General features: G+C 64.4%; 26 protein-coding genes. 3 read left to right on the plus strand and 23 right to left on the minus strand.

Translation table 11 applies throughout. The features are described from left to right. Nucleotides 1–2: 2 nt before the first annotated feature. The 20 genes from ACVIHF_RS09400 to ACVIHF_RS09495 form a co-directional block, all read right to left on the minus strand. Nucleotides 3–461, minus strand: coding sequence for a (2Fe-2S)-binding protein (locus ACVIHF_RS09400; RefSeq protein ID WP_456791951.1), 459 nt, complete (start codon nt 459–461; stop codon nt 3–5). Nucleotides 462–477: 16 nt separating this feature from the next. Then, nucleotides 478–1,365 (minus strand): FAD binding domain-containing protein, encoded by an 888-nt coding sequence (locus ACVIHF_RS09405; RefSeq protein WP_456791953.1) that lies wholly within the window; start codon nt 1,363–1,365, stop codon nt 478–480. Further along, nucleotides 1,362–2,375 carry an ABC transporter permease gene (locus ACVIHF_RS09410; protein ID WP_456791954.1) on the minus strand — a complete coding sequence of 338 codons (1,014 nt, stop codon included), beginning with the start codon at nt 2,373–2,375 and terminating at the stop codon, nt 1,362–1,364. Before ACVIHF_RS09410 ends, ACVIHF_RS09405 begins: the two co-directional genes overlap by 4 nt. Further along, nucleotides 2,368–3,384: an ABC transporter permease gene (locus tag ACVIHF_RS09415; RefSeq protein ID WP_456791955.1), complete on the minus strand. Its 1,017-nt coding sequence runs from the start codon at nt 3,382–3,384 to the stop codon at nt 2,368–2,370. The genes ACVIHF_RS09410 and ACVIHF_RS09415 overlap by 8 nt, the downstream gene beginning before the upstream one ends. Further along, a complete protein-coding gene (locus ACVIHF_RS09420) occupies nt 3,381–4,919 on the minus strand; it encodes a sugar ABC transporter ATP-binding protein (RefSeq protein ID WP_253609291.1) in 1,539 nt (512 codons plus the stop codon). Before ACVIHF_RS09420 ends, ACVIHF_RS09415 begins: the two co-directional genes overlap by 4 nt. A gap of 72 nt (nt 4,920–4,991) precedes the next feature. Continuing rightward, entirely contained in the window at nt 4,992–6,092 is a 1,101-nt protein-coding gene (gene torT, locus ACVIHF_RS09425) for a TMAO reductase system periplasmic protein TorT (RefSeq protein ID WP_057017107.1), read from the minus strand. A gap of 103 nt (nt 6,093–6,195) precedes the next feature. After that, the gene (locus ACVIHF_RS09430; protein ID WP_253609290.1) at nt 6,196–8,157 is read right to left on the minus strand and encodes a hydantoinase B/oxoprolinase family protein; all 1,962 of its coding nucleotides are present in this window, start codon (nt 8,155–8,157) and stop codon (nt 6,196–6,198) included. A gap of 3 nt (nt 8,158–8,160) precedes the next feature. Further along, on the minus strand, nt 8,161–10,188 hold the full coding sequence (locus tag ACVIHF_RS09435) for a hydantoinase/oxoprolinase family protein (protein WP_456780926.1): 2,028 nt from the start codon (nt 10,186–10,188) through the stop codon (nt 8,161–8,163). 165 nt (nt 10,189–10,353) lie between these two features. Beyond that, nucleotides 10,354–11,313, minus strand: a complete 960-nt coding sequence (locus ACVIHF_RS09440; protein ID WP_057017110.1) for an AraC-like ligand-binding domain-containing protein — start codon at nt 11,311–11,313, stop codon at nt 10,354–10,356. Nucleotides 11,314–11,418: 105 nt separating this feature from the next. Next, the gene (locus ACVIHF_RS09445) at nt 11,419–12,384 is read right to left on the minus strand and encodes a LysR family transcriptional regulator (RefSeq protein WP_253609288.1); all 966 of its coding nucleotides are present in this window, start codon (nt 12,382–12,384) and stop codon (nt 11,419–11,421) included. Between the two features lie 218 nt (nt 12,385–12,602). Then, nucleotides 12,603–13,580, minus strand: coding sequence for a 5-oxoprolinase subunit C family protein (locus ACVIHF_RS09450; RefSeq protein WP_253609287.1), 978 nt, complete (start codon nt 13,578–13,580; stop codon nt 12,603–12,605). Next, nucleotides 13,570–14,445 (minus strand): 5-oxoprolinase subunit B family protein, encoded by an 876-nt coding sequence (locus ACVIHF_RS09455; protein WP_456791956.1) that lies wholly within the window; start codon nt 14,443–14,445, stop codon nt 13,570–13,572. Before ACVIHF_RS09455 ends, ACVIHF_RS09450 begins: the two co-directional genes overlap by 11 nt. A 42-nt stretch (nt 14,446–14,487) precedes the next feature. Next, nucleotides 14,488–15,888, minus strand: coding sequence for an acetyl-CoA carboxylase biotin carboxylase subunit (locus ACVIHF_RS09460; protein WP_456791957.1), 1,401 nt, complete (start codon nt 15,886–15,888; stop codon nt 14,488–14,490). 16 nt (nt 15,889–15,904) lie between these two features. Next, nucleotides 15,905–16,147, minus strand: coding sequence for an acetyl-CoA carboxylase (locus ACVIHF_RS09465; protein WP_018270951.1), 243 nt, complete (start codon nt 16,145–16,147; stop codon nt 15,905–15,907). Between the two features lie 40 nt (nt 16,148–16,187). Further along, on the minus strand, nt 16,188–16,916 hold the full coding sequence (gene pxpA / locus ACVIHF_RS09470; RefSeq protein ID WP_028345053.1) for a 5-oxoprolinase subunit PxpA: 729 nt from the start codon (nt 16,914–16,916) through the stop codon (nt 16,188–16,190). A 90-nt stretch (nt 16,917–17,006) separates the two neighbouring features. Further along, a complete protein-coding gene (locus tag ACVIHF_RS09475; RefSeq protein WP_456791958.1) occupies nt 17,007–18,194 on the minus strand; it encodes an ABC transporter substrate-binding protein in 1,188 nt (395 codons plus the stop codon). Between the two features lie 31 nt (nt 18,195–18,225). Further along, a complete protein-coding gene (locus ACVIHF_RS09480) occupies nt 18,226–19,299 on the minus strand; it encodes a branched-chain amino acid ABC transporter permease (RefSeq protein WP_253609285.1) in 1,074 nt (357 codons plus the stop codon). A gap of 3 nt (nt 19,300–19,302) precedes the next feature. Then, a complete protein-coding gene (locus ACVIHF_RS09485; protein WP_456791959.1) occupies nt 19,303–20,217 on the minus strand; it encodes a branched-chain amino acid ABC transporter permease in 915 nt (304 codons plus the stop codon). A gap of 1 nt (nt 20,218) precedes the next feature. Then, the gene (locus ACVIHF_RS09490) at nt 20,219–20,941 is read right to left on the minus strand and encodes an ABC transporter ATP-binding protein (protein ID WP_225159390.1); all 723 of its coding nucleotides are present in this window, start codon (nt 20,939–20,941) and stop codon (nt 20,219–20,221) included. Beyond that, complete coding sequence (locus ACVIHF_RS09495; RefSeq protein ID WP_253609284.1) at nt 20,938–21,711, minus strand: ABC transporter ATP-binding protein; 774 nt, start codon at nt 21,709–21,711, stop codon at nt 20,938–20,940. The genes ACVIHF_RS09490 and ACVIHF_RS09495 overlap by 4 nt, the downstream gene beginning before the upstream one ends. Before the next feature lie 100 nt (nt 21,712–21,811). On the opposite strand from ACVIHF_RS09495, the gene ACVIHF_RS09500 reads away from it, so the two are divergent. Continuing rightward, the gene (locus ACVIHF_RS09500; protein WP_456791960.1) at nt 21,812–22,732 is read left to right on the plus strand and encodes a LysR substrate-binding domain-containing protein; all 921 of its coding nucleotides are present in this window, start codon (nt 21,812–21,814) and stop codon (nt 22,730–22,732) included. A 103-nt stretch (nt 22,733–22,835) separates the two neighbouring features. Here the strand turns inward: ACVIHF_RS09500 and ACVIHF_RS09505 are convergent, their stop codons facing one another. Then, on the minus strand, nt 22,836–23,198 hold the full coding sequence (locus ACVIHF_RS09505; RefSeq protein WP_253609283.1) for a hypothetical protein: 363 nt from the start codon (nt 23,196–23,198) through the stop codon (nt 22,836–22,838). Between the two features lie 8 nt (nt 23,199–23,206). Then, on the minus strand, nt 23,207–23,737 hold the full coding sequence (locus ACVIHF_RS09510) for a hypothetical protein (protein WP_456791961.1): 531 nt from the start codon (nt 23,735–23,737) through the stop codon (nt 23,207–23,209). A 66-nt stretch (nt 23,738–23,803) separates the two neighbouring features. Here ACVIHF_RS09510 and ACVIHF_RS09515 point away from each other — a divergent pair, with 66 nt between their 5' ends. Together ACVIHF_RS09515 and ACVIHF_RS09520 are read left to right on the plus strand one after the other, a co-directional pair. Then, nucleotides 23,804–24,415, plus strand: coding sequence for an exopolysaccharide biosynthesis protein (locus tag ACVIHF_RS09515; protein ID WP_225646071.1), 612 nt, complete (start codon nt 23,804–23,806; stop codon nt 24,413–24,415). A 109-nt stretch (nt 24,416–24,524) separates the two neighbouring features. After that, nucleotides 24,525–24,797, plus strand: coding sequence for a DUF2312 domain-containing protein (locus ACVIHF_RS09520; protein ID WP_016842183.1), 273 nt, complete (start codon nt 24,525–24,527; stop codon nt 24,795–24,797). A 214-nt stretch (nt 24,798–25,011) separates the two neighbouring features. Here the strand turns inward: ACVIHF_RS09520 and ACVIHF_RS09525 are convergent, their stop codons facing one another. Continuing rightward, nucleotides 25,012–25,605, minus strand: coding sequence for an alpha-ketoglutarate-dependent dioxygenase AlkB (locus tag ACVIHF_RS09525; protein ID WP_456791962.1), 594 nt, complete (start codon nt 25,603–25,605; stop codon nt 25,012–25,014). Nucleotides 25,606–25,854: the final 249 nt, after the last annotated feature.

The following is a 25,854-nucleotide window of genomic DNA, read 5'->3' on the forward strand; positions in this document are numbered from 1 at the left end:
GATTATGCCGTGACCAAGGCGAGCAGCGTCGCCTCGACGATGCGTTCGTATCCCGTGCAGCGACAGATGTTCCCGGTCAGTGCCGCCCGGATATCGTCACGGGTGGCGTCGGGCCGGGTCGTCAAGAGATGCGTCAGGCTCACCACCATGCCGGGAAAGCACATGCCGCATTGGACGGCATCACCGGCCTCGAGGGCCGCCTGGACGCGGTTCAGTTCGCCGTGAGGCGCAAGGCCTTCGACGGTGCGGATCTCGCGGCCATCGGCCAGCGCGGCGGGCAGCAGGCACGATGGCGTCGGCTCGCCGTCGACCAGCACCATGCAGGCACCGCAAAAGCCTTCGCGACAGACCGGTTTCGCGCCGGTCAGATGCATCTCCTCACGCAGAATGTCGATCAGCGGAGTGGCGGGATCGGCCGCGGAAGAAAGATGATCGCCGTTTACGGTCAGCTTGAATCCCATGTCGATCCCCTCCAGTTCAGGAGCCAAGCGCTGCGATCGCAGCGCGGCGGACGAGACCGGGTAGCACGCTGACCCGATACCAGGCAGGGGCATCGACGCTGTCGCGGCCGACGAAGTCGTCCGCCAACGCGGCCGCACTCTGCGCTGCCTCCGCCGCATCGAGCAGGCGTCCGATCAGCGCTGCCTCGAGCCGCTCCCAGCGGCGCGCCACCGGCTCGACTGAACCGACCGCGACGCGCGCCGCCTGGACACGGCCCGCTGCATCGATGCTGACCGACAGGCTGACGATGGCGACCGGGTAGTCACCCGATTTACGCAGCGGCAGGCGGGCATGGGCGCTTCTGCGCGCCGACCGCGGCAAGATGATCCGCGTCACCAGATGACCGGGGGGAAGGGACGATCGGATCTTCAGGAAATGCGCCAGGCCGATGCGCTCGCGGCCGTCGCGGGCCGACATTTCAACTTGGGCATCGAGGCAGAGCAGCGCCGGCACGCAATCCGCGGCGGCGAATTCCGACGTCGCAAGGTTGCCGCCGATCGTCGCCATCGCGCGGATCGCGGGATTGGCGGAGCGGCCGGCGGCGTCGACCAGGACCGCGAATTCCGCATGATGGGCCAGGGCCGCCGCGAGTGCCGCATGCGTAACCGCCGCGCCGATCTCGATTGCATCGCTGTCGATACGAACCGTGGTCAGCTCGGCGATCTTGCCGATCGCGACATAATGTGGCTTCAACCGCTCATGGCGGATCGGTGACCGCATGATCCACGTGCCGCCGGCAAAGGCAGCGCCGGCCGTGCCGAATTCGCTCAGTGCGTCGAGTGCGGAAGCGAGCGAGGGCGCAACGTAGATCGAGGCAGGTGCAGTCTCGCCCGCGACGCTCTGCATGGGAGAACCCGTCGTCATTGGCGTCGCTCCAGTCGCAGGCGATCGAGCAGAACGCCGACGATGACGATCGCGCCGAGCACGACCATCTGGACGTACCCGTCGATCCGGGTGAGGTTCATGCCGTTGGACAGAATGGTGATGAACAGGGCGCCGAGCACCGCGGTGCCGACCCCACCGCGCCCGCCTGCCAGGCTTGTTCCGCCGACCACGGCGCCGGCAATCGCCTGCAGTGAAAGCGCTCCGCCGAGGTTCGGCTCGCCCGATCCGGTCCGCGCCGTCATCATGATCGCGCCGAGCGCCGCAAGCCCGGAGCACAGCACATAGGTCGCGATCAGGGTGCGCTTGACCGGCAGGCCGGCGACCGCCGCTGCGCGCGGGTTGGTGCCGATGAGGTAAAGCGAACGGCCGAACACGGTCCGCGTCAGGGTCCAATGGAGCACGGCGCCGACCCCGACCGTGATCGCGATGGCCGCCGGAATTCCGAAGACGCTGCCGCCGTAGAAGATCTGCGAGAACGGCGCCGGCACGCCTTGCACGGGCCGTCCGGACGACAGTGTGGTCGCAATCCCGATCGCGATATTGTAGCTGCCGAGCGTTGCGACGAAGGGGTTGACCCCGAGCAGCGCAATAACCACGCCGTTGAAGAGGCCGCACGCGGTGCCGAGTACGAAGCCGGCAGCAAGCCCGGCGAGCAGCACGGCGCCTGTACCATGGCCCGACGCCGTCGCGCCGGCCATCGCCAGCGCGGTGCCGACGCTCACCATCGATACGGTCGGGCCGAGTGCGAGGTCGAAGCCGCGCGTCAGGATCACCACGGTCTGGGCCATCGCGAACAGGGCCAGATAGCTGGTCTGCTGCGCGATGTTGAGCAGGTTGGCCGGCGACAACACGCCGCGGTCGACCGCGGCGAAGCCGAGCAACAGGACCACCAACGCGACCGGCAGCACTGCGCTCCAGAGCCAGCGACCCGGCGCCAATTTCGGGCGATCCGCGTTCTTGGCGGCGACGGACAATTCGAGGTCAGACACGAGCCTTGCTCCGTCGGCTGAGTTCGTCCAGCGCCACGGCAGCGACCATGATGACGCCGAGGAAGACCGGCTGCAGCCGGGAGTCGACGTGCAGGAGGTTGAGCGCATTGCCCAGGATGGTCAGGAACAGGGCGCTGATGGCGACGATTTCGATGCGCCCGACGCCGCCGCGCAAGCTCACGCCGCCGATCACGGCGGCCGCGATCGATTGCAGCATCATCCGGTCGCCGCCGAAGCTGGCCTGGCCGGAGCCGACCTGCGCGGTCAACAGGATGCCGGTCAATGCCGCGAGCATGCTCGAGACAACGTAGGTGCCGACGACGTGACGCTGGATCGATACGCCCGACACGATGGCCGCATCGACATTGCCGCCGATCGCGTAGACGTAACGGCCGAACAGCGTGCGCCGCTGCGCAAACACCATCACGATGATGATGACCAGCGCGACGTGGACGGCGGTCGGCAGGCCGAGCGCCTGGGCGCGCCCAAAGCCCTTCACGAAGATATCGGGCATGCCGTAAACCGGGATTCCGTTGGTGATCATCAGGCCGACGCCCGCAGTCGCCGACATCGTGCCCAGGGTCACCACGAAGCCGGATACCTTGAGCTTCGCCACGCAGAATCCGTTGACGAGCCCGACCACGGCCCCGGAGCCGAGTCCGGCCGCCATCCCGCTGGCAATGATGAGGGCGTTGTTGCCGGGAAACGCGGTGGCTGCGGCGGCCATGGTCTTGGCGGTGACGACGCTCGCGAGCGCCACGACGGCACCGACTGAAAGATCGAAGCCGCCCGCGATGATGACCAGCGCCTGACCGCAGGCGACGATCGCGAGCAGCGAAGCGTTGCGCAGGATGTTGAGGATGTTGATGATGCCGTAGAACTGCGGATCGATCGCCGACATGCCGGCGACGAGCAAGACCAGCAGGGCCGGCAGGAACCCGACACGGCCTGCGATCGATCGCAGGCCGATCGCGCCTTGCGGGTTTGCGGTGACCAGCGCGGTGTTCACGCGACCTCCGCGGCGAGATGGTCGCGGAAGAAGCTCGACAGCACGTTCTGCTCGGTCTTCTCGGCGCCCCTCAGCTCGGCGGCGACGCGGCCGTGATGCATGACGTAGAGCCGGTTCGACAGCGCCAGAACCTCCGGCAATTCCGACGACACCACGATCACGGCGGCGTCGGCCTCGACCAGGCGCTTCATGAACTGGTAGACCTCGAGCTTGGCGCCGACGTCGATCCCGACGCTCGGCTCGTCGAACAGGAACACGGTCAGCTCACGCGTGAGCGCGCGTGCCAGCATCACTTTTTGACGGTTGCCGCCGGACAGCGCGCCGGCGCTCCGTTCGATGTTCGGCGGCCTCAGTTGCAACCGCTCCATGATGTCCGCGATCGTGGCGCGTTCGGCGGCTTGCCGCAGCACGCCGAAGCGCGCGAACGCGGGCAGGTCGAGCACCGTCATGGATGCGTTCTCGCGGATCGGACGGGACAGCGCGAGCCCTTCGGCAACCCGATTGGCAGGAAAATAGGCGATGCCGCGCTTGAGGCTTTGCCTCGGGGTCGGGAATTCGTAAGGCAGACCGTCGATCCGGATCACGCCTGATGCCGCGGGCTCGATGCCGTAGACCGCGCGGATCAGCTCCGATTTGCCGCAGCCGACGAGACCGGCGATGCCGGTGATCTCGCCGGCGCGGGCATGGAAATTCACCTCCTGAACGCTGCCGTCCGCGAGCGTCAGGTTTTCGATGTCGACCATCACCTTGTCAGGTCGGTGGGCGATGGCCGGGAACAGCAGGTCGATCCTGCGGCCGGTCATCAGCTCCACCAGCTCGCCGTCGGTCGAGCCGGCGGCGTCGAGGGTCTGGATGTGGCGGCCGTCGCGCAGCACCGTCACACGGTCGGCAAGGGCGCGGATTTCGCGCATGCGATGCGAGACATAGATCAGCCCGACATTCTGGCTCTTCAGACGCGCGATCAGCTCGAACAGCCGTCCGGTCTCGCGCTCGGTCAACGAGGCGGTCGGCTCGTCAAGGATCAAAAGACGGACGCGGCCGAGCAGGGCCTTGGCGATTTCGGCCATCTGCTGGTGCGCGCGGGAAAGGTCGTCGATCCGCTGCGCCGGATCGAGATCGAAGCCGAGCTCGTCGATCAGCGCTCTGGCGCGCTTGCGCATCTCGCGCGAGCGCAGCACGCCGCCATGGGTGACCTCGCGGCCGAGGAACAGGTTCTCTTCCACCGTGAGGCTCGGGATCAGCGAGAACTCCTGAAAGACCGGGCTGATGCCGATCGTGCGGGCCCGCTGCGGCGTGAGATGATGGATCTCCTCGTCGCCAAAATGGAACGTGCCCTCGTCCGGCGGAAACGTTCCCGAGACGACATTGATCAGGGTCGATTTGCCGGCACCGTTCTCGCCGAACAGGACATGAAGCTCGCCGGCACGAACGTCGAGGTCGACCCGGTCGAGCGCGCGAACGCCGGTGAAGCGCTTTGATATCCCCCGCAATCGAAGCAGAGGCTCGGCAGGCTTCGGGTCAATCTCGACATCCATCCGCGTCTCCGTTGGGCCGTGAGCAAGACGGGTGGGAGCAGGTGCTCCCACCCGGCATCATTCGCGAGCGGCTTACTTGGCCTTGACCGAATAGACCGGTGTCCAACTCGCCGGAGCCAGCACGAGGTCCATCTGCAATTTCGGTACGGTGGTCTTGTCGATGACAGCGGCGATCGGCTGGACAAGGCTCATGACCGGCTTCTTCTCGATGAGACGCACCGCCTGATCGATCGCGACGGCGCCTTCTCCGACCGGATACTGGGTTGCGAAGGCGAGGATGTCGCCGCGGTTGAGCGCGTCAAGCATGGCCTGGTTTTCGTAAGACGATACGATCTTCAGGTCGCTTCGGCCGGCCTCGGCAACGGCGCCGATGGCGGCTTCAGCGGTGGGGGCGGTACCCCAGATCACGTTCATGCCGGGATAGGCCTGCAAGGCGTCCTGAATGAGCTGAAGCTGCACGGCGACGCCGGAGTCGCCGAATTTCTCAGCCAGAATCTTGGCATTCGGGTTCTTGGCAACGGCCTTCTTGAAGCCTTCGTTGAACGACTCCGCCCAGCCAGAGCCGGCCGGACCGGGGAACGTCACGATGTTGAGCTTGTCGCCGGGCTTGGATTGCGCCAGCAGGCCGGCGCCGGTGACTTCGCCCATGGCGACGAAGTCGACGTAGTTGGCCGCGGGCAGCGCGTTCGGCGGAAGCGGGTTGGTGACGCCGACGACCGGCACGCCCTTGGCCTTGGCTTCCTCGAACTTCTTGCTGAGGCCTGCGCCGGAGATGGCGCCGACGATGATGGCGTCCGGCCCGCTCGCCATGCAGTCATCGAATTGCGACAGCTGTTTCGGCAGGTTCTCGTAACCTCCGGCCTCGTAGAGGTTCATGTTGACGTTCATCGCCTCGGCCTGTTTGACGATGCCATAGGCGACGGCGACCCAGAAACTGTCCTTCATGTGCGGAAACAGCACGCAGAGCCTGTAGGGCTTCTCGGCCTTCGGCAGCGGCGTGTACTCGGCCGGCTTCGGTGTGCCGGACGACGCGTCGTAGACCTTCATCGGAAACCACGGCGTCTCGGCCGCAGCCGGCGCGACCGCAGCGGCAAGGGCGAGGCCTGCGGCAAGGCCGAGTGCGGGGCGGATTGGCCAAACTCGATTGGGGGAAAGGCACGTCGTACTCGTCATAGCACAATCCTCATGGCTCGAATGAAAGTGGAGGGGCGGTGTCGGATCCAGTTTTTCGTGAACGCTCTGTGCGGTCTGCCGACGTCGCGGCCGGCGATGGCATTCAGCCTGCTTTCCACGTTGCGACCGAGCGCCGCTCAAACACCTCGCGGAACTGGCGCGTGGATTCGGGAAGCAAGGCACCGGTGCCCCAATCGAGGATCACCGCGTGCTTGCGGATCGCGTCGAGCGCGTCGATTGCCCCGCTGCGATAGCGTTGCGCCACCAACTCCGGATCGAGCCGGACATTGGCGACACGCTCGGAGCGGATCTTCGCACGGAGCGCCTCGGTCGCGACCTTGTCGACCTCGTAGTTACAGAGCTCGGCGTCGATGGTGTGCACCACGACGCCATAGTCCTTGGCGGCACGCTCGACCGAGACATAGTCGTCCTTGATATCCTCGACGACGAGGTTCGGATCGCGCTCCAGCGGATCGCCAAATCCGCCGCCGCCGGCGGTCGGACGCGAGAAAGTGTCGCCTTCGCCGATCGGGACGTCCGAGAAGATCGAGCCGAGCCGCTCCGCGGCCGTGCTGCCGGCGCGCTTCAGGGTCAGGCCGTGCGGCATCGACGGCAGGCCGCCCTCGATGCCCCACACGATCGCGCGCTCGCGGTCGCAGATATAGGAGATCACGGTTTTCTCGGCCTGCAGCATCCGCGACGTCTTCACCACGCCGGCGCCGCCGCGCCACTTGCCGGGGCCGGGCGAGTCCTTGAGGATCTCGCATTCGGTGGTCAGGATCGGGTTGGCGCGCTCCTGGCCTTCGACCGGCTGCGACATCAAGCCGGTGCCGAAGCAGGCGGTTGTGACATTGCTGCCATCCTTGCCGTTGCGCCCGCCCCAGCCGCCGGGCAGCCAGTCATAGAACATGAAGATCGGCTTGTCGGAGCTGCGGGCATCGAGCCCGCCGGTGAGCAGATATTCGAGATTGAACGCGCAAGCAAGCGCGCGCTCCGGCATCAGCTTCGACCACATTTCGTAGATCGAGTTCATGATCTTCTCGAACGGCATCAGAAAGCCGGTGACCGCGATCGGCCATTTGGCGTCGACGATCGATCCTTCGGGGGCGATGATCTCGAAGCAGCGGTAGAAACCGGAATTGAGTGGCAGGTCGGGGAAGAAAGTCTTCATGCCGGCGGCGACGGCAGAGAAGGTTGCACCGAACGCCGAATTGTAGATCGAGCCGATGGTTGGATGGCTGCCGGTGAAGTCGTAGATTGCGCGATCGCCCTTGATCGTCATCTTGATGCGGATCGGGATCATGCCTTCGCCGCCGGCCGGATCGCGGTCGATGAAGTCGACGGTTTCCCATTCGCCGTCGGGGAGCGCCGCGATGCGCTGGCGCGCCGAACGCTCCACATAGTCCTGGACGGCGGCAAGCCCGGTCTCGACCGTATCACGGCCATATTTGCCGACCAGGCGCAGGATCTCGCGTTCGCAGACGGCGGTGGCTTCGGCCTGTGCCTGGATGTCGCCGATGATCGAGGCCGGGTCGCGCGTGTTCGAGGCGATCAGATGCGCGACGTCCTTGCGCAGGCCATTTTTGTCGAACAGGCGGACCGGCGTGATGCGTAGGCCCTCGCGGAACATCTCCCGGGCGGCGACGTCGAACGATCCCGGCACGCTGCCGCCGACGTCCGACCAGTGTCCGTTGGACTGGCTGAAGGCAATGATCCTGCCGTCGGCGAAGATCGGACGGATCAGGCGGACATCGGAGAAGTGCGTGCCGCCGGCATAGGGATCGTTGATGGCGAAAACGTCGCCCTCATGTATGTCGCCTTCGAAATGGCGCATGACATCCTTGCACGTGAAATGCAGCGTGCCGACGTGGACGGCGATATCCTGGTTGCCCTGCGCCGCGCATTCGCCGTTGGCGTCATGCAGCGCGCTCGAGAAATCGCGATTGTAGATGACGAAGGAGTAGCACGTCCTCAGGACCTGCTCGCCCATCTGGTCGACGCTGGTGATGAAGGAGTTCTTCAAAACCTCGAAGGTCACGGGGTCGAGCGGGAGAGCTCCGGCCATGGTTCACTCCTTCACGCGGATGATGATGTTGAGATATCTGTCGACCTCGGCGGCGGCGCCGGGCGGAACGACCGTGGTGGCATCGACCTGCTCGATGATCGCGGGGCCTTGAAAGGAGAAGCCGCAGGGCAGGTTGTCGCGCCGATAGACGGGTGTATCGAGCCCGCTGCCCTCGAACCAGACCCTGCGGCGGCTGACCGGCTCGGGGCTAGCGCCGATCGGCTCGTGGACGGCAAACTCGGCCTTGGGGACCACGCCCACTGCCTTCAGATTGAGACGGAAGAAGCTGACCGGCGCGCTGTCGCGGCGGAAATTGTATTCGCGCTGATGCTCGGCATGGAAGCTCTGCACCAGATCGGCGATCGCGCCGATCGGCCGCGGCGCGTTGACGGCAAGCGAACGCCACTGGCCGCGATACATCATGTCGATCGAGCGCTGCAGCACGATGTCCTGCTGCGCGACGCCCTCATGGGTCAACCGTGCGAGCGCAGCCTTCTCGAGCTCGGCGAACTGTGCCTCGATCTCGGTGGCGTCGGCCTCGGCGGCGTCGACCATGCAGCTTTGCGAAAAATCGTGCTGCATGTCGACGAGCAGGCAACCGAGCGCTGAGGTCACGCCGGGATTGGGCGGTACGATCACGACGGGAATCGCCAGCTCGCGTGCGACGTCGACCCCATGCAGGGCACCGGCGCCGCCGAACGCCACCAGCGCAAAATCGCGTGGATCGTAGCCGCGACTGATCGAGATCAGCCGCACCGCATCCGACATGTTGGCGTTGGCGACCTTGACGATTGCATCCGCGGCTTCATGCAGGCCGAGGCCGAACGGCTTGGCGACGCCGCCCTCGACCGCTTGCCGTGCCAGCTCGGGATCGAGCTTGACCTTGCCACCGGCGAGATCGGTGCCAAGCCGGCCGAGCGTCACATTGGCATCGGTGTTGGTCGGCTGCGTATTGCCGTTGCCGTAGCAGGCCGGTCCCGGATAGGCGCCGGCCGATTGCGGGCCGTTGCGCAGCGAGCCGGCCGGATCGGTCCAGGCCAGCGAGCCGCCGCCGGCACCGATGGTGAGCACCTCGATCGATGCGAAGCGGATCGGATAGCCGAACTCGATGTGCCAGTCCTTGGTGATCCGCGACTGGCCCTCATAGGCGAGCGACACGTCGGTCGACGTGCCGCCCATGTCGAGGCCGATCGAATTGGGGAAACCGCAAAGACCGGCGATATGGCGGCTGGCGATGGCCCCGGCGGCGATGCCGGAGCCGGCAAGGCGTGCCGCAAAATCCTTCACGCTCGCCGGCGTCATCACGCCGCCGCCGGTGTGCAGCAGCAGAAGATCGCGGGTGTAGCCCTCGTCCGAGAGGCGTTCGCCGAGCCGGCTGGTGTAGTTGACGACGACCGGGCTCACCACGGCATTGGCGACCGTAGTCGAGAACCGCTCGTGCTCGAAGATCTCGGGAAGCACCTGCGAGGAGATCGAGACCGGAATATCGGGCATCTCGGCCAGCAGAATATCGCGCATGGCGCGCTCATTGGCGCTGTTGAGATAAGCGTTCATGAAGCACACCGCGACTGCGGCGACGCCGCGACGCTTGAGGATGCGGGCGACGCTGCGCGCGGCTTCGACGTCGAGCGGCTCGATCACTGTGCCGGCAGCATCGACGCGTTCGGGCACGGTGAGGCGGTCGCGCCGTGGCACATAGGGCCGGACCACGTCCTTGTAGGTGTCCCAGAGGTCTTCCTTGTTGGCGCGCCGGATCTCGATGACGTCGCGGAACCCCTTGGTCGTGACCACCGCGGTGCGCGGCAGGCGGCGGGTGATCAGCGCGTTGGTGGCAATCGTGGTGCCGTGCGAGAACAGCGCCACCTTGGACAGGTCGATGCCGGCCTTGGATACGCCGCCCATGATCCCTTCGATCGGATCGCGCGTGGAGGAGGTCTTCTCGATGCGCACGAGACCGGTCGTCTCGTCCATGATGCAGATGTCGGTGAAGGTGCCACCGACATCGACGGCCACACGAAGGTTCTGCGCCATGCCTCTTCCTTTCGAACGAGCGTTTCGCCGATCTTAGGCAGAGCGGCGGCCTTCGTTCTTGACGCTGAGCGCAGGAAGATTTGTGCGAGAGAGCGAACCGTGCCGGTGCCCATGCATGCCCAGACCGGCGGCGGTGTGCCTAAGAATCGATCAGCAGGCCAGTCTTCAGGAGTTGGCTGTGCGCGAAATGGCGCGGGCCTCGCTCGGGGTGCATCCGAACCGGCCGCGATAATTGCGGCTGAACTGCGCCTGGTCGGCAAAGCCCCATTGATAGGCGATTTCCGAAATGCTCTTGCGGCAGTTCGCATCGCGCAGCAGGGCGTCGCACATTGAAAGGCGCTGGTTGCGGATGTAGGCGCAGACGGTCAGACCTTCGCCCTCGAAGATCTGGTGCAAATAGCGCAGCGAGATGCCGCAGCCGTCGGCAATCATCTGCGGCGTGAGCCGCATATCGTCGAGACGGGCCCGGATGAATTGCTCGCAACGCAGCAAATGGCCGTTGCGCACGGAGGACGAGTGACCGGTCAACACACGGTCGTCGGATTCAATGGCCATCGCAAGCAGCTCGATTAGGTGCTTGCCCATCATCGTGCGCGCCGTCTCGTCCATTTCCTCGATCCGTTCACCGGACAGGCGCAGCGTGTCGACGAACAGCGCGCCGACGCTGCGGCTGGCGTCGAATTGCAGCGTCGCGAGGCGCTCGGGCCGGGAAATGCGGGCGCGCAGCACCGCGCTCGGGATCTTCAGACACCACAGCGCCGTCGGATCCTGATGGCTGAACTCGTAGGGTAGGTGGCTGCGCTCGATCAGGAACGCGCCCGGGCGGCAATGCACCACCTTGCCGTCCTGCTCGAAACGGATTTCGGCGAGTTCGGGCACCGTGATCAGGAAGGATTCCTCCCGCTCGCTCAGGAGATGCCGCTCATGCCGCTTGTACAGCAGGCCGTTGGCGATGTTGCGGGACACCGAGACAGGGCCCATCGACCAGGCGCCAAGGCGCGCATTGAAGTCGCGCGTGCTCGGGAAACGCAGGTCGAGCGAGTAATAGGTCTTCGAGACGACCTCCTGCCAGTACTGGCGGCGGGTCTGCAACGGGATGTCGTTGGTCGTGTAGGTGACTTGCATGTCTCACTCCCGCCGCCGGCTGTGCCTCCGGTCGTCGTGTCCCCGGGCAAAGTTTGGCGAGGACAGCCGGACGGCGTCAAGTCGAATAAAACGGAAACTGATATTCTAGATTTCGATGGCCTCCTCGGCCTGGTGCCGGTGATCGATGCTGACGGGGGGCCGGGCCGGCCCGACGCCGGCAACCGCAAAGCGCATGAAATCGCGGAAAGCCATCGCAGCCTCCGATGGCTTGGTGTCGCGACGCCAGGCAAGACCGATGTCCATGCTGGGCACCTCGTCCTCGATGACGCGGGTCTCGATCCGCTGTCCTTCCAGCGACCAGGGCCGGTAGATCAGGTCGGACAGAATGGCGATCCCCATGCCGCCGGCGACCATGGAGCGGACGGCTTCGACCGAGGAGGTGCGGAACACCGTCTTCGGTTCGAGTGAGGCGTTGTTCCAATAGCGCATCGAGGTGTGCTTGGCCTCGTCGACCGTGAGCATGACATAGGGATAGGTCGCGATGTCAGCGAGGTGGACCCGCTCGGCACGGGTCAGGGGATGCTCGGGCGCAAGCCACAGCCGGCGCGGCGATCGCAGCAAGGTCTCGCTGGTGAGCATGGCGTTGTCGCGCAGGTTCGAGACCAGCATCACCGCGAGGTCGAGGGCACCATCGACGAGTGCGCGCTCGAGCACGTCGCGCGGCGCCTCGAACAGCTCGATCGTGATCCCGGGGAAACTCGCCTTGAAGCGCATCTGATGACGCGGCAGGAAGTAGCCCGACACGGTGTAGGTGACGCCGACGCGGATCGTCCCGAACAGGGGGCCGGCGGACATCTGCGTGTCGCGCACCGCCTCGGCGACGGCGGCGAGGATATGACGGCCCTGGGAGAGGAAGCGGCTGCCCTCCATGGTGACGGTTACGCCGTTCGGCGTGCGCTCCAGCAAGCGGGCGCAGACGGTGGCCTCGAGCTGCTGGATCGCCGCGGTGACCGCTGATTGCGAGACGTTGAGATCGATGGCCGCCTGGCTGATCCGCCCGGTCTCGGCGGCGGCGACGAAGTAGCGGATCTGTTTCAGAGAAACGGACATCGCGGTTGTTCCGATGTTTGCACAACTCATGAGCAGTGTTTCTCAGCCCGAATGTGTCCGCTGCAACTCTCGTGCCGTCCGGCGGACAGCACACCGTGGCACAGACCTCAGATGTGCGAGCGCGCAATCGACAGCCACAGGTTTAGACTTGACCATGCGCGATCGCTCCGGCGCCCGCGGCCGAGGTCCGTTGGCAGATGCGGTGGGCCCCCTCGCGATTACGCCATGGCGCTGCGAAGCTTGCCCAGCAGCTCGGTCCGGCTCTTGCGTGCCGCAAGCGCCTGATCCATGTCGACCTTGACGAACTTCACCGGCGTGTTGGGCTGAAGCTGACCGATCAGATCCATGTCCGCGGCGATCACGGTGCCGACCATGAAGTAGCCGCCGCCGGATACGGCGTCGCGATGCAGCACGATCGGTTCGGTGCCGCCGGGAACCTGGATCGAGCCGTAGGGATAGCAGGCATCGGTGATGTTGGACGGATCGGAGCCGGCGCCGAACGGCGGTTCGCGCGGAACGAATTCGAGCGCCTTGCCACCCTTGAAGCGGTAGCCGATGCGGTCCGCTTCCGGCGCGACCTTCCAGGTGTCGGAGAAGAACCCGCTGCCGGCGGCCTCGGTGATGCGGTGCCAATAGAGGCCGGGCATGGCGCGCAGCTCCGTCGGCATTCCCGCCGGTTGCCCGCGCAAATCGTTGGCGACGGTGCGGCCGTCCTTGACCGTCACGCTGGCACGGCCGACCGGGAATTCGTCGCCGGCCTCGAGCTTGCGGCCCTTGAAGCCGCCGAGCGCGCCGAGTGCGTAGGTCGATCGCGAGCCGAGCACCACGGGCACATCGATGCCACCGGCGACCGCGATGTAGCCGCGTGCGCCTCGCTTGAGGAAGTCGAAGGAGAGGATCTGGCCACGCTTTACCTTGAAGCTGGTCCAGGTCTCGCGCGGCTCGCCGTCGAGTTTCGGCGGCAGCTCCGCGCCGGTGACGGCGACCGTGGCGTCCTCGGTGAATTCGAGCTCGGGCCCCATGAACACCGCTTCAAGCACGGCTGCGCCCGCATCATTGCCGACGAGCAGATTTGCGGCGACCAGCGCGTGACGGTCCATGCCGCCGGAGAGCGGGATGCCGATGTGATAATAGCCGGGACGTCCGAGGTCCTGGACGGTGGTCGCAAGACCCGGCTTCAAAACCCTAACGGCCATGGAGAACTCCATCGAGCTTGCTGTTGTAGCCATCAATGTCGCGGTTGAACTCGGTCAGCGAGAATGAGACGTCGCGGATCACAGGCGCAAACCGGCCGGCGTCGACGTCGGCGACCGCGGCGTCATAGGCTGCCCGGTCGATCGGTTTCCATTTCACGATGTCGCCCGGCTTGAACAGGCACATGAAGTCGCGCAAATAGCTGATGGTCTGATTGGGATCATAGATCGGCATCGGCGTGATGCCGAACATCTGGTAACCGCCGGCGCCGCGCACCGAATAGATGCAGCTGAAACAGCCGCCATGTCCGACGGTGAGCTTTGGCGTATCCGTGCGCGGGCGCAGATATTTCGGGGCCTGAAGCTGCCGCTTGCGCTCGACCATCTGGTAGAGGAAAGGCAGGCCGGCGACGAAGCCGACCATCGAGACGAACCAGGGCGCGCTGGAATGCGCCTTGATGAAGGCATCGACGCTGTCGAGGCCGTTGATCCGCGCGGCGTATTCGAGGTCGGTGCCGTCAGGATCCTGGTGACGCTTGCGGAAGCGCATCAAGGTCTCACGGGTCCAGGGGTCGTTGTAGAGCACGGGAATCTCGATGATCCGCGTCTTGATCACCGGTTCCGATTTCTCGGATGCGGAATCCAGCCGCTTCAGCTCGGCGAGGAGATCGTCGGGCTTGATCCGCTCCGGATCGAACTTGACCTGATAGGACGCGTTCGCCGGACAGATCTCGGTGACACCCTTGATCCTGGCATCGCGCACCGCATTGGTGATGAACAGGCTCTTGAAAAAGGCCTCGAGCGACATCGCTTCGCCGACCTCGGCGAAAATGTGCTCATCGCCGCCGAAGGAAAATCGAGTTTGCATGCTAGCGGCCTCCTGTTGCTGACGGGGCGGATTCTCTCGCCATCATGAGGCGACCTTCGCAGCTGATGGCGGCTGAGCGGTGGCAAGCGTGGCGGCGTGGGACTCAAGCCAGGGTTCGAGCCATGCCGTATGGAAGCGTCCAGCCTGGACGTCGGCGTCGCGCGCCAGCGCCTGGTGCAGGGGTTTGGTCGTGAAAATGCCTTCGACGGTGAGCTCGGCAAGCGCGCGCTCGAGTTTCTTCATGGCGCTCGGCCGATCCTTGTCGTGCACGATCAGCTTGCCGAGCAGGCTGTCGTAGAAGGGAGGCACCGTGTAGCCCTGATAGAGCATGCTGTCGAAGCGAACGCCGTCGCCGACGGGCAGGCTGAGTGCGCTCACCGTGCCCGGGTTCGGCAGGAAGTTTCTGGCGGGATCCTCGGCGTTGATACGGACTTCGATCGAATGGCCGCTGACGCGCATCTCGTTCTGGCTGATGCGCAAGCGCTCGCCGCCGGCGATCTGGATCATCTCGCGGACGAGGTCGATGCCCGTGATCATTTCCGTGACCGGATGCTCGACCTGGATGCGGGTGTTCATCTCCAGGAAGTAGAATTCACCGGTGGCGTCGTCGTAGAGATATTCGAGCGTGCCGGCGCCGCGATAATTGACCGCTCGGGCGAGTGCCACAGCCGAGGTGCAGAGCCTCTCCCGCACGGCCTGGGTGAGCGAGGGCGAGGGGGCTTCTTCCCAGACCTTCTGGCGGCGGCGCTGCAATGAGCATTCGCGTTCGAAGCAATGGATCACGTCGTGTCCGTCGCCGAGCACCTGCACCTCGATATGCCGCGCGCCTTCGATCAGCTTTTCGACGTAAAGCCCGCCGTCGCCAAAGGCCGCGAGCGCCTCGGCCTGTGCCTGCGGCATCAGATGCTGAAACTCCTCGGGCGACCGCGCAATGCGGATGCCGCGTCCGCCGCCTCCGGCAGCGGCCTTGATCATCACGGGGAAGCCGGTTTTCTCGACCAGCGCGAAGGCCGCGTCCGCCGACTCCAGCCGCCCCTGGCTGCCGGGGACGGTCGGCACCCCGGCCGCGGCGGCGGCCTCGCGTGCCGCGACCTTGTCGCCCATCAGCCGGATCGATTGCGCGGTCGGACCGACAAAGATCAATCCCGCCGCTTCGACTGCGGCGGCGAACTCGGCGTTCTCGGCGAGGAAGCCGTAGCCGGGATGGATGGCGTCGGCGCCGGTGCTCCGCGCCGCGGCGAGGATCGCGGCCTGGTTGAGATAGGATTTCGACGCCTGCGGCGGACCGATATCGACCGCTTCGTCGGCGAGCCTGACCGCAAGCGAGGCCTGGTCGGCCTTGCTGTAGACCTGCACGGTTGCAATGCCGAGATCGCGCGCTGCGCGGATGATGCGCACCGCGATCTCGCCGCGATTGGCTATGAGGAGCTTCTTGATCGCCATGGCTGGTCGAAGAGCCCTAAACGTCGATTTCGGCGATCGGCTGGCCGGCCATCACGGCATCTTCATTCTCGGCCAGGAAGCGGACGATCTTGCCAGCGATGCCGGCTTTCACCTCGTTGAACGATTTCATCACCTCGATAAGCCCGATCGTGTCGCTCTCGGCGACGGCGTCGCCGTCGTTCTTGTAGACCGGCTTGTCGGGTGCGGGCTTGCGATAAAAGATGCCTGGGAGCGGCGAGAAGATCTGCTGCGTTGCCATTGTTTCCTCTTGAGAGTCTTTGGTTCGTTGCCGCGACGGTTCAGCGCGCGGTGAGATAGGGGCGCACCGCCTCGCGGACGGCCTCGGCGATGGCGACGGCGTTCGGCGTGTCGGAGTGGATGCAGATCGAATCGGAGCCGACCACGATGTCGTTTCCGGCCACCGTGCGCGTCTTGCCTTCATTGACCGCCCTTGCGCATCGGGTGGCGGCGTCGGCCGGATCCTTCGCCTCGTGCTCGCGGGTGATGATCAGGCTGCCGTCGGCATTGTAGTCGAGGTCGGCATAGTATTCGGCGACGAAGGCATGACCGCGCCGCTCGTAGACCTTCTGGTGCAACGTTCCCTTCATGCCGAGCAACGGCACCTTGTAGACGTCGGCGGCATCAGCCACGGCTTCGGCGATCTCCTCGTTGCGCGATGCCATGCCGTAGAGTGCGCCGTGCGGCTTGATGTGATTGAGCGCCATGCCTTCGGCATCCAGGAAGGCCTTGAGTGCGCCGATCTGATAGAGCAGGCAATTGGCCAGCTCTTCGCGGTCGATCTTCATCTCCCGGCGACCAAATCCCTGCAGATCGGGCAGCGACGGGTGCGCCCCGACCTTGACGCCAAATTGCTTGGCGAGCTGCACGGTCTTGCGCATGTGATTGAAGTCGGAGGCATGAAAGCCGCAGGCGACGTTCGCGACGTCGATATGAGGCATCAATGCCTTGTCGTCGCCCATCTTGTAGAGGCCGTAGGCCTCGCCCATGTCGCAGTTGATCACGACCATCTCCTGATTTCCTTCCAACTGGCTTTGCACATGACCGGCGAAGGCCGCCCCGGGGTATCACTGGCGCACCCAGGGCGGCGCATTGCCGGGTTACTTGGACACCAGATAGTCGAGCGGAATCTTTTCCGAGATCGTCCACTGGTCGATCACCTGCGGCTTGCCGGTCTCGGTGTCGACGATCAGGTAACGACCCTGGTTCTGGTGGTGGATGTCCTTGGTGAAGGTGCGCGGCCCGAACAGCGTGGACTCGTTGTTCATCTTCTCGAGCTCGGCCACGACGGCTGCCGCATCGGTCGATTTGGCGCGTTCGACCGCCTTGGCCCAGACGTCGATCAGGACGTAACCCGGATAGACGTACTGGCTGGAGGGGTCACCGCCGGTGACCTCCTTGTACTTCTTGTTGAACTCGTTGACCTTCGGGTTCGGATCGTCGCCATAGACCGAGCCCTGCACCGGGACGTAGAAGTTCGAGAGATCAGGAACGGCGTTCATCCAGTAGCTGCCGTCGACACCCGACCCGTTGAGGATCATCGACTTGATACCGGCGGCACGGATCTGCTTGATGGCGGAGACAGCGCCCGGCATCATTGTGCAGAGCATGATGGCGTCAGGCTCCTTCGGCAGGCTCTTGATGCGCGTGATCTGCGAGGCGATCGAGGCATCGTCGTTCTTGAAGGTGTCGCTGCCGACCAGCTTGGCCTCCTTCAGGCGCGGCAGCATCCAGTCGAAGCCGTCGCAGATGCCCTTGTTGTAGACGGTCCAGCTGTCGAGCAGCCGATAGAAGCTGCGTGCGTTCTTCTTGGTGTAAGCCCATTCGGACATGGTCGCTCCCTGCACCGGTGCCAGCACCGAGGCCGAGAACGAGAACGGGCCGACGCCGGGGATGCCGGCCTTGATCGATTCGGCACAGAGGAAGAAGGAAACCTTGCCGGCGGCCTGCGCCTGCAGCGCCGCGGGCGCGCCGAAATCATAGTCGCAGGAGACGATGACGAGGTCGGCACCCTGGTCGAGCACCGCAAGGCCGGCCTTGGCACCCTCGGCCTGATCGGTCTTGGTGTCGGCAAAGACGGGCTTGATCTTCTTGCCGAGCAGGCCGCCCGCCTTGTTGATCTCCTCGATCCGGATCAGCGCCGCGTCCTGCGCCGGCTTGTCGTAGGCTTGCATGAATCCGGATGCCGCGGTCGCAAACCCAACAACGATCTCGTTGGCTGCCCGGGCCGGCGTGAACCAGAGCGCGGATGCTCCGGCCAAGATGCTGAGTAATGTCGTAAAGCGCATATCCCCACTCCTCCAATTGTACAAACAAGCGTCAGTGCAGTTCCTTCAGCGCGGTCTGGACCGGTGGCGTCAGGCGGCGCTGCAACGGCCATCGACGCCAGGAGAATTCCTGGTTGCGGGTCAGTCCCGTCGGCAAGTACATCAGGATCGCGATGGTGATGATGCCGATCGCGATCTCCTGGACACCGTTCGGCAGGCCGACGGTGTGACCGCCGAGGCTGATGCCCTTCTCGAGATTGCGGAACAGCTCGATCAACACGGAGATCGCGACCACGCCCGAGACGGCTCCGCTGAGGCTGTACATGCCGCCAACCACCAGCATCGACAGCGTGATGAACGTCGTCCGCAGATAGAATGCGCCGGGATTGACGATGCTCAGGAAATGCGCGTACAGCGCGCCGGCGAGCCCGATGATGAACGCGCTGACGACGAAGGCGATCAACCGTTCGCGGACGATGTCGATGCCGGAGGCGCTGGCCGCGACAGCTTCGTCTCGCGTGGCGCGAAGTGCCAGTCCGGAGCGCGAGATCGAGTAGAGATAGGCGATCGCGATGGCCACGGCGCCGCCGATCCATCCGGTCCAGACGGTCATGGTGGGCGGAATGCCGACGATCGAACCCTGTCCGCCCGTCACCGAATCCCAGTTCGAATAGACATTGTTGATGACGCCGAGCAGGCCGAAGGTCGCAATCGAGGCGGCGATGCCCGACAGGCGCATGATGACGCGGCCGACGATCAGCGCGAACAGTGCCGCAAACAGTCCGGATATCGGCGTCGCCACCCACATCGGCAGTTGCGCGTGGAGCAGCCACGCCGGCAGGCCCTTGAGCGTGATCGACTTCATCACCGGCGGAATCGTGAGCCAGGCGGTCATGTAGGCGCCGAGGCACATGAAGCTGATATGGCCGAACGACAGCAGGCCCGAATTGCCGACGAAGACGTAGAGCCCGACCACCACCATGATGTTGATGAACATCTCGACCACGGTGCGGTTGAAGGCCCGGCTGCCGAATTGATAGGAGAGGGCCGCCATGATGAGCAGCGCCACGATCAGCACGATCGGCGTGATGATCGTTTGCCGGATGACGGACGGCCGCTGCGACATCGATCAGACCCTCTGCTTGGCGGATTTCGGTGCGAACAGGCCCTGCGGCCGCACCAGAAGGACGACGATGACGGCGCCGTAGACGAAGGCGTCGCGGAATACCCTGGCGTCATGCGGCAGGGTCGCCTGGAACACGACGCTGGCCGCACCAATCAGGAAGCCGGCGGCAACGGCGCCGGGAATGCTGCCGAGGCCGCCGATCACGGTCGCGATGAACGCGATCAGCATCACATTGGCGCCCATGCCGATGTCGGCGGTGCCGGAATTGGTCGCCAGGATCAGGCCGATCGCCGCCGCCAGCATGCCGCTGATAGCGAAGGCCAGCAGGATCACGCCGTTGGCGCGGACCCCGAGCATGCGCGCCATGGTGAAATTGTCGGCGGCCGCGCGCATCTCGAGCCCGTAGCGCGTGCGCTTGAGGAACAGGACGAGGACCGCCAGCACGGCCAGCGTGATGATGATGGTCACGACCTGGAGCATCGGGATGTGAGCGCCGAGGAATTCGACCGGCAGGCCAAGGCTCGGCCACAGCGTGATCGACTTCGGCCGGCTGGAAAACAGCATCAGCAGGAGATGCCGGATCACGAAGCCGAGCGCGAAGGATGCGATCATCATCGTCGCCGGATTGGCATTGCGGAAGCGGCGGAAGACGACGATCTCCGACAGGATCGACAGCGCGGCGCCGATCAAGAGCAGCAGCGGGATCAACAGATGGAACGGCAGCTGCCCGGCAAAGACGATCGCCGCAGCATCGATCGACGGCCACAGCATGGCGAAGACGCAAAATGCGATGAAATCGCCGTGGGCGAAGTTGACGAGCCGCATCACGCCGAAGATCAGGGCGATGCCGAGCGCGCCAAGGGCGTAGAGGCTGCCGAGGCTGAGGGCATCGAAGATGATCTGGAGCAGTTCGCGCATCTCAATGATCTCCGAAGCCGAAATAGGACTGCTTCAGACGATCATCCCTGACCATATCGGCCGCAGGGCCCTCGAGCACGATGCGGCCGCCGCGGATCAGGACCATCCGTCCGCCCGTCATCATGGCGCGTGTCGAGCTCTGCTCGACGATCAGGAGGGTGAGCTTGCGCTGCGTCCGCAGCCGCACCAGGATCTCGTAGACCTGGTCGATGATCTTTGGCGCAAGGCCGAGCGACGGCTCGTCGATCGCCATGATGCGGGGCGCGGCCATCAAGGCGCGGCCAATGACGAGCATCTGCTGCTGGCCGCCGGAGAGCATGCCCGCCGGGGTGTGGCGGCGCTCGGCCAGCATCGGGAATTCCTCGTAGACCTGATCCAGGTCGTCGGCGATCTTCTTGCGGTCGGCGCGCATGCCGGTTCCGACCTTCAGGTTCTCCTCGATCGTCAGCGCGCCAAAGACATTGCGTCCCTCCGGAACCAGGGAGAATCCGCGCCGGGCGATGTCTTCGGGTGCGGCACCCGTGATCTTTGCGCCATCGATCATGATGGACCCGGAGCCCGGTGGCACGACGCCCGCGATGGCGTTCAGCAAGGTCGACTTGCCAGCGCCGTTCGGGCCGGTCACGAACAGGATTTCGCCTTCATCGATCTTCAGCGTCAGGCCGCGGAGAGCCGTCAGGCGCCCATAGCTGACGGTGATGTCGTCGACGGCAAGCAGCGTCATGACGCGACGGCCTGTTCGGCGCCGACCGGCGGAAGCGGCTCGTCGCGCTGCGTGCCCATATAGGCGTGCCTGACCGCGTCGCTGTCACGGATCTGAGCAGGCGGGCCGGCTTCGATGACCTCGCCGGAATCGAGGACGTAGATGCGCTCGCAGAGCTCGAGCACGAGGCCGATATTGTGCTCGATCAGCAGCACCCCCACATTGAGCTCGCCCGCGATCCGCCGGATGATGGCGGCAAGTTCGTGGCTCTCATGCTCCGACATTCCTGCCGCCGGTTCGTCGAGCAGCAGATAGCGCGGTGTGCACATGATGGCGCGGCCGATCGCGACGCGGCGCTCGTCGGTATAGGGCAGGGCGCCGGCGATGGTGTTGGACAGATGCGAAATGCCGAGCCAGGCCATGACGCGCTCGGCTTCACCGATCGCCTCCGGACGGGATTGGCCCAGGCCGACGCCGGTGACCTCAAGGTTGTCCATCACCGGCAGGTCGCGGAAAAGTCGGCCCGACTGGAAGGTTCGCGCCACGCCTTTGCGGCGCAACTTGTGCGCTGCAATGCCACTCAGCGTCTCGCCTTCCAGTTCCACGGTTCCGGCGCCAACCGGTTGGAAACCCGTCAGCACATTAATAAGGGTGGTCTTGCCGGCTCCGTTCGGACCGATCAGTCCGGCGATACGTCCCCGCGGTACGGTCAAGGTCACGTTGGACAGCGCCTTCAGGCCTTCGAATTGGACGCTGATATCGCGAGCGACCAACTCCAAACCATCGGACATGACCTCAATGCCTCTCACTCGCGAACCGATGGATTGATTTTTCCGGTCCGCCGGGGGATTGTAAAATTCGAAATATCGTTCGCTGATATCGGAAATTTTTATGTCTCTGACGTTCCGTCAGGTTCGGCATTTCATCGCAACCGCCGAGACCGGGCGCGTTTCGGCTGCCGCGGCGGCGCTCAGCGTGACGCAATCTGCGGTCACCGCGTCCATCAAGGCGCTCGAGGCCGAGCTCGGCCACAAGCTGTTCGACCGTCACTCGAACGGCGTGACGCTGACCTTTGACGGACGGGAGTTCTTGCAGCGTGCCCGCGCGATCGAGGCCAGCGTATCGGATGCGATACGCGGGCCGCATCGCTGGGGAATGCAGGTGGACGGCACCGTCGATGTCGCCGTCAGCTACACCATCGCCGGATATTTCCTGCCGCCCTTGTTGTCGCGCTTCTGGCGATCATTTCCGGGCATCACGGTGCGTCTCCACGAGTTTCCGCGTGACGCGATCGAGCAGAGCTTGATCAGCGGTAGCGTCGATGCGGCCATCATGCTGGTTGCGAACTTGCATGACCGGCACTCCATTCGCTCGCGGCTCTTGTTGCGCTCGCCGCGTCGCTTGTGGACTTGCGTCAATCATCCGTTGCTTCGCAAGGACAGCATCAAGCTGGCGGACCTGGTGAGCGAGCCCTATCTGATGTTGACCGTCGATGAAGCCGAACGCTCCGCGATGCGTTACTGGCAGCATACGGCGTACGTGCCGAACGTCATCTTCCGGACCCTGTCGGTCGAAGCGGTTCGCAGCATGGTCGCAACCGGCATGGGAATTACAATCCTGTCCGACATGGTCTACCGTCCCTGGTCGCTCGAAGGACATCGCATCGATCTCAAGACGCTCGATGACGCCGTCCACACCATGGATGTCGGGCTTGCCTGGAAGGACAAGGCGAAGCTTTCTCCGGCGGCTCGCGCGTTCTGCGAGTTCGTCGCTCATTCCTATCCCGGATCCGAGCCGGTCCAATTTGAATAGCGGACTTGCACGTGCCAAGGCAGGTTTGATGATGGATTGGACCGAAGGTTGCCGACACGTGCCTCTGCGCCAACGTCGAACAGGGCAAAGGCGGCGCAGGATGTCAGGAGGTACCTGTCGGCTTGGACATCGCTGAAAGCGCGCGTCTCAGGGCATTGGCGGCGACAACGCCTGCGCAGCAGCCGGCACCTTTGACGAATATGTCTTTTATGTAGCCATGCCTGCCGGCGAGCAGCTTTTGAATGAGTTCGAAGCCGACGATGACGGCGAGCAGTGCCAGCAGGATCGGCAGGACATGCTTCGGATAGGCGAGCGAAAAAACGGCACCGACGACGAAGAGCGCCGCAAAGCGATCGGCGTTTGGCGATATCAACGTGTGGGGACGAAATGCCAGCGTTGTATCGGTGACGATGAAGAGGCCCAGGATCAAACCCCAAGCCAAATATCGGAATACGGTTTGGGGCATTTCTGAACTCAACGGGCCATGCCGCCGGGCGCGACATTGAGCGGTGCGCCGCCAGTCGAAACGGGACCTGAAGGCCTGACGGCCCGAGGCGGCGGCTTTCTCGGCTGCGGGGCGGGTGGCGGGATCGGGGCACGCGGCGCCTCGGCCGTAACAGGTGGCGGCGGCGCTGTCGGCGGGGGCAGATGCTGCAACTCTTCGACCTTCGAGGTCAGGACCGCCAACTGGTCGGTAATGGCCTTCAACTGCGCCTGCCCGTCGGCTACTGACCGATCGAGTGCGGCGAGGTCTTCCTCGAGCTTCTGTTGGGCCGCGAGGAGAGTTGGCAACGCCTCCTTGTCGCTCGTCGTCATCGCTCCGCCGGACGATTCGTGGCTTATGGCGGGGACCAATGCCGCGACTTCGGGCCAAGCGTAGACGCCGCCGGCGCCGACAAGGGCGACGACGACGATCAGAAGAAACCATGGCCAGCGGCGGCGACCGGCGGGCAGGGGGCTGTTCGGCGCATGGCCGTGCCACGCCTGGTCGGAATCGTTGTCCATCAATGCTTCCTAGGCGCCTCTGGCATTCGTTGCAATCGATACGGAGTTCGACCATGTTACCGGGTAATGCTTCATTTGCCCGCTCCCCTCTCAGCGCCTACCCGTACTTCCCAGCTCCTCGAAGAACTCGTCGCGCAAGCACCTGACGGCCCCGTCGACCTCGAATGGCTCCTCAGCCATCTGGACAGGCGCTCGTTCGGGTTGCTCCTGCTGTTGCTGGGGCTGCTCGTGATCGTCCCCGGCGTGGCCACAATTGCGACGCTGGCCCTCCTGTTTCCGGCGGTCGAGATGATGTTGGGGCACAGTGCTCCATCTTTTCCCCGCTTCCTGTCGAAGCGGCCGTTCGACTTCAAGCGATTCAAGCGGTTCACCGTCAGGGCGGGTCCGCTGCTGCGCGCGATCGAGAACATCAGCCGGCCGCGCTGGAACGCGCGCCATGACGTGACTGACCGGCTTGTTGGCTTGGTCGTGTTCCTGTTGGGTCTGCTGGCGGGCTGGCCCCTGCCTCTGGTCAACGTCATTCCCGGAATTGTGGTCGTCCTGATCGCGATCGCTTACCTGCAGGAAGATGGTCTGCTGCTGGCCGTAGCAATGGCGGCCGCGGTGATGTCCCTGCTTGGCCTTGGATGGACACTCTGGACGTCGGCCGCAGCCGTGATCAGCTGGATCGCGGTCTGAAATACCGCGGCAAGCCGCGGGATAGATGCGCTACAGGAACCGATGAAGCTTAAGACATTGGTTATCACTTTGCTTTCATTTTCACCGCCTCATTCAACAAAGAGGCACCATGTCTGACATCACCATTCCCGGCGGAAAAATTCGTTCCTTCATCGAGCGGATCGAGAATCTGGACGCTGAACTGCAGGAACTGAACGAGCAGAAGAAGGAAGTGTTTTCGGAAGCCAAGGGTGAGGGTTTCGACGTGAAGATCCTCAAGGAGATCGTCAAACTGCGAAAGCAGGATCAGGATGAGCGTGACGAGCGCGAATCCCTGCTCGATCTCTATATGCGCGCCATGGAAACGGCACCGGCGGACAAGGCTGCTGCGAAAGCGGCGTGAGAAGCCCGGTGCGTTCCCCGCGATCGACTCCGGGGACGCGCGATCTCTCGGCGGACGAACTTCCCAAGTTCGTCCGCCCCCGTCCCATCAACCATTCGCGCGGCGTTGGTCGCACCTTCCGCTCATGATTGCGTCTTCCGATTGGATCGAAGTAGCGCTCGATCAGGGTTGATGCGGCGATGCGCAGCGGATCGCTGGAACCGGCAATCCAAGGTCATCGCGACGCTTTGGCGCCCCGCGCCGTTTCGACCATGGTTCGAAAAGTGATCGAATATCTGGGGGCCTCGACCGGCGGAATGCTGTGCTCCCATATCTGCCGTGCATCACCGGCCATCAGATAGAGTGATCGGGACGCCGCCTCGAGCGTGAACCGCTCCCACCCGTTTTCCGTCCGGCGTCGGAAGCGGAACTTGCATGCGGATCCCAGGGACAGTCCGAAAATCCTGTCGAAATGCGGCTTGTCGCGGTGCCAGCCGATACCGACGCCGCGATCATACTCGGTGCACAGGATCTGCCCGATCTCGGTCGACGCGCCGCCGAAGGATTGGATCGCGGCGACGATGTCGCTTAACCAGGAGGGGATCGGTTCGGTACATTCCAGTCGGCGCGACCCATAGTCGTACCGGTAACCGAACGAGGCCACGCGGCGCTTGCCTTCGAACTGTCCGATCTGGAAGGGGGCAAGCGGAAGTGCCCGGATGTGGCGGATGAGCTCGCCCTCGGTTGCTTTGGAGATGAAATCCGGCGCGTAGCGCAGACCCGCCGGTCCTGCGGCGGGCGCATCGAACATCGACAGTTGCTCGGACAATCTGGTGCCGTCAGTGATTGCGAACCTGCCACGCATATGGGCGCGCCGAGACTGAATTTAAACCGGCCGTCAGGTCGCTCGGTCTTCCATCTGGCGCGGCTTCGATGGGCGAAAGGCGGCGTCAAAGCTCGGTCTCGGCATTCTCTTTCGCCACGATCTTCAGGCCTTGGCCAGGAGCGATTGCCGCAACGTCGTCGGCTTCGTTCCGTCGCCGCGGGTGACGGCGCTATGAGGACCAGTTGGCCTTAG

Source organism: Bradyrhizobium sp. USDA 4506, assembly GCF_054058795.1.

Bases quoted from the DNA above. Each gene is read 5' to 3' on its own strand.
- ACVIHF_RS09505 (WP_253609283.1), bottom strand. From the start codon at position 23,198: ATGCCCCAAACCGTATTCCGATATTTGGCTTGGGGTTTGATCCTGGGC.
- ACVIHF_RS09520 (WP_016842183.1), top strand. From the start codon at position 24,525: ATGTCTGACATCACCATTCCCGGCGGAAAAATTCGTTCCTTCATCGAG.
- ACVIHF_RS09490 (WP_225159390.1), bottom strand. From the start codon at position 20,941: ATGACGCTGCTTGCCGTCGACGACATCACCGTCAGCTATGGGCGCCTG.
- ACVIHF_RS09455 (WP_456791956.1), bottom strand. From the start codon at position 14,445: ATGCAAACTCGATTTTCCTTCGGCGGCGATGAGCACATTTTCGCCGAG.
- ACVIHF_RS09480 (WP_253609285.1), bottom strand. From the start codon at position 19,299: ATGTCGCAGCGGCCGTCCGTCATCCGGCAAACGATCATCACGCCGATC.
- ACVIHF_RS09450 (WP_253609287.1), bottom strand. From the start codon at position 13,580: ATGGCCGTTAGGGTTTTGAAGCCGGGTCTTGCGACCACCGTCCAGGAC.
- ACVIHF_RS09495 (WP_253609284.1), bottom strand. From the start codon at position 21,711: ATGTCCGATGGTTTGGAGTTGGTCGCTCGCGATATCAGCGTCCAATTC.
- ACVIHF_RS09460 (WP_456791957.1), bottom strand. From the start codon at position 15,888: ATGGCGATCAAGAAGCTCCTCATAGCCAATCGCGGCGAGATCGCGGTG.
- ACVIHF_RS09500 (WP_456791960.1), top strand. From the start codon at position 21,812: ATGTCTCTGACGTTCCGTCAGGTTCGGCATTTCATCGCAACCGCCGAG.
- ACVIHF_RS09430 (WP_253609290.1), bottom strand. From the start codon at position 8,157: ATGGCCGGAGCTCTCCCGCTCGACCCCGTGACCTTCGAGGTTTTGAAG.
- ACVIHF_RS09435 (WP_456780926.1), bottom strand. From the start codon at position 10,188: ATGGCGCAGAACCTTCGTGTGGCCGTCGATGTCGGTGGCACCTTCACC.
- ACVIHF_RS09485 (WP_456791959.1), bottom strand. From the start codon at position 20,217: ATGCGCGAACTGCTCCAGATCATCTTCGATGCCCTCAGCCTCGGCAGC.
- ACVIHF_RS09465 (WP_018270951.1), bottom strand. From the start codon at position 16,147: ATGGCAACGCAGCAGATCTTCTCGCCGCTCCCAGGCATCTTTTATCGC.
- pxpA (WP_028345053.1), bottom strand. From the start codon at position 16,916: ATGGTCGTGATCAACTGCGACATGGGCGAGGCCTACGGCCTCTACAAG.
- torT (WP_057017107.1), bottom strand. From the start codon at position 6,092: ATGACGAGTACGACGTGCCTTTCCCCCAATCGAGTTTGGCCAATCCGC.
- ACVIHF_RS09475 (WP_456791958.1), bottom strand. From the start codon at position 18,194: ATGCGCTTTACGACATTACTCAGCATCTTGGCCGGAGCATCCGCGCTC.
- ACVIHF_RS09440 (WP_057017110.1), bottom strand. From the start codon at position 11,313: ATGCAAGTCACCTACACGACCAACGACATCCCGTTGCAGACCCGCCGC.
- ACVIHF_RS09510 (WP_456791961.1), bottom strand. From the start codon at position 23,737: ATGGACAACGATTCCGACCAGGCGTGGCACGGCCATGCGCCGAACAGC.
- ACVIHF_RS09420 (WP_253609291.1), bottom strand. From the start codon at position 4,919: ATGGATGTCGAGATTGACCCGAAGCCTGCCGAGCCTCTGCTTCGATTG.
- ACVIHF_RS09445 (WP_253609288.1), bottom strand. From the start codon at position 12,384: ATGTCCGTTTCTCTGAAACAGATCCGCTACTTCGTCGCCGCCGCCGAG.
- ACVIHF_RS09515 (WP_225646071.1), top strand. From the start codon at position 23,804: ATGCTTCATTTGCCCGCTCCCCTCTCAGCGCCTACCCGTACTTCCCAG.
- ACVIHF_RS09400 (WP_456791951.1), bottom strand. From the start codon at position 461: ATGGGATTCAAGCTGACCGTAAACGGCGATCATCTTTCTTCCGCGGCC.
- ACVIHF_RS09405 (WP_456791953.1), bottom strand. From the start codon at position 1,365: ATGACGACGGGTTCTCCCATGCAGAGCGTCGCGGGCGAGACTGCACCT.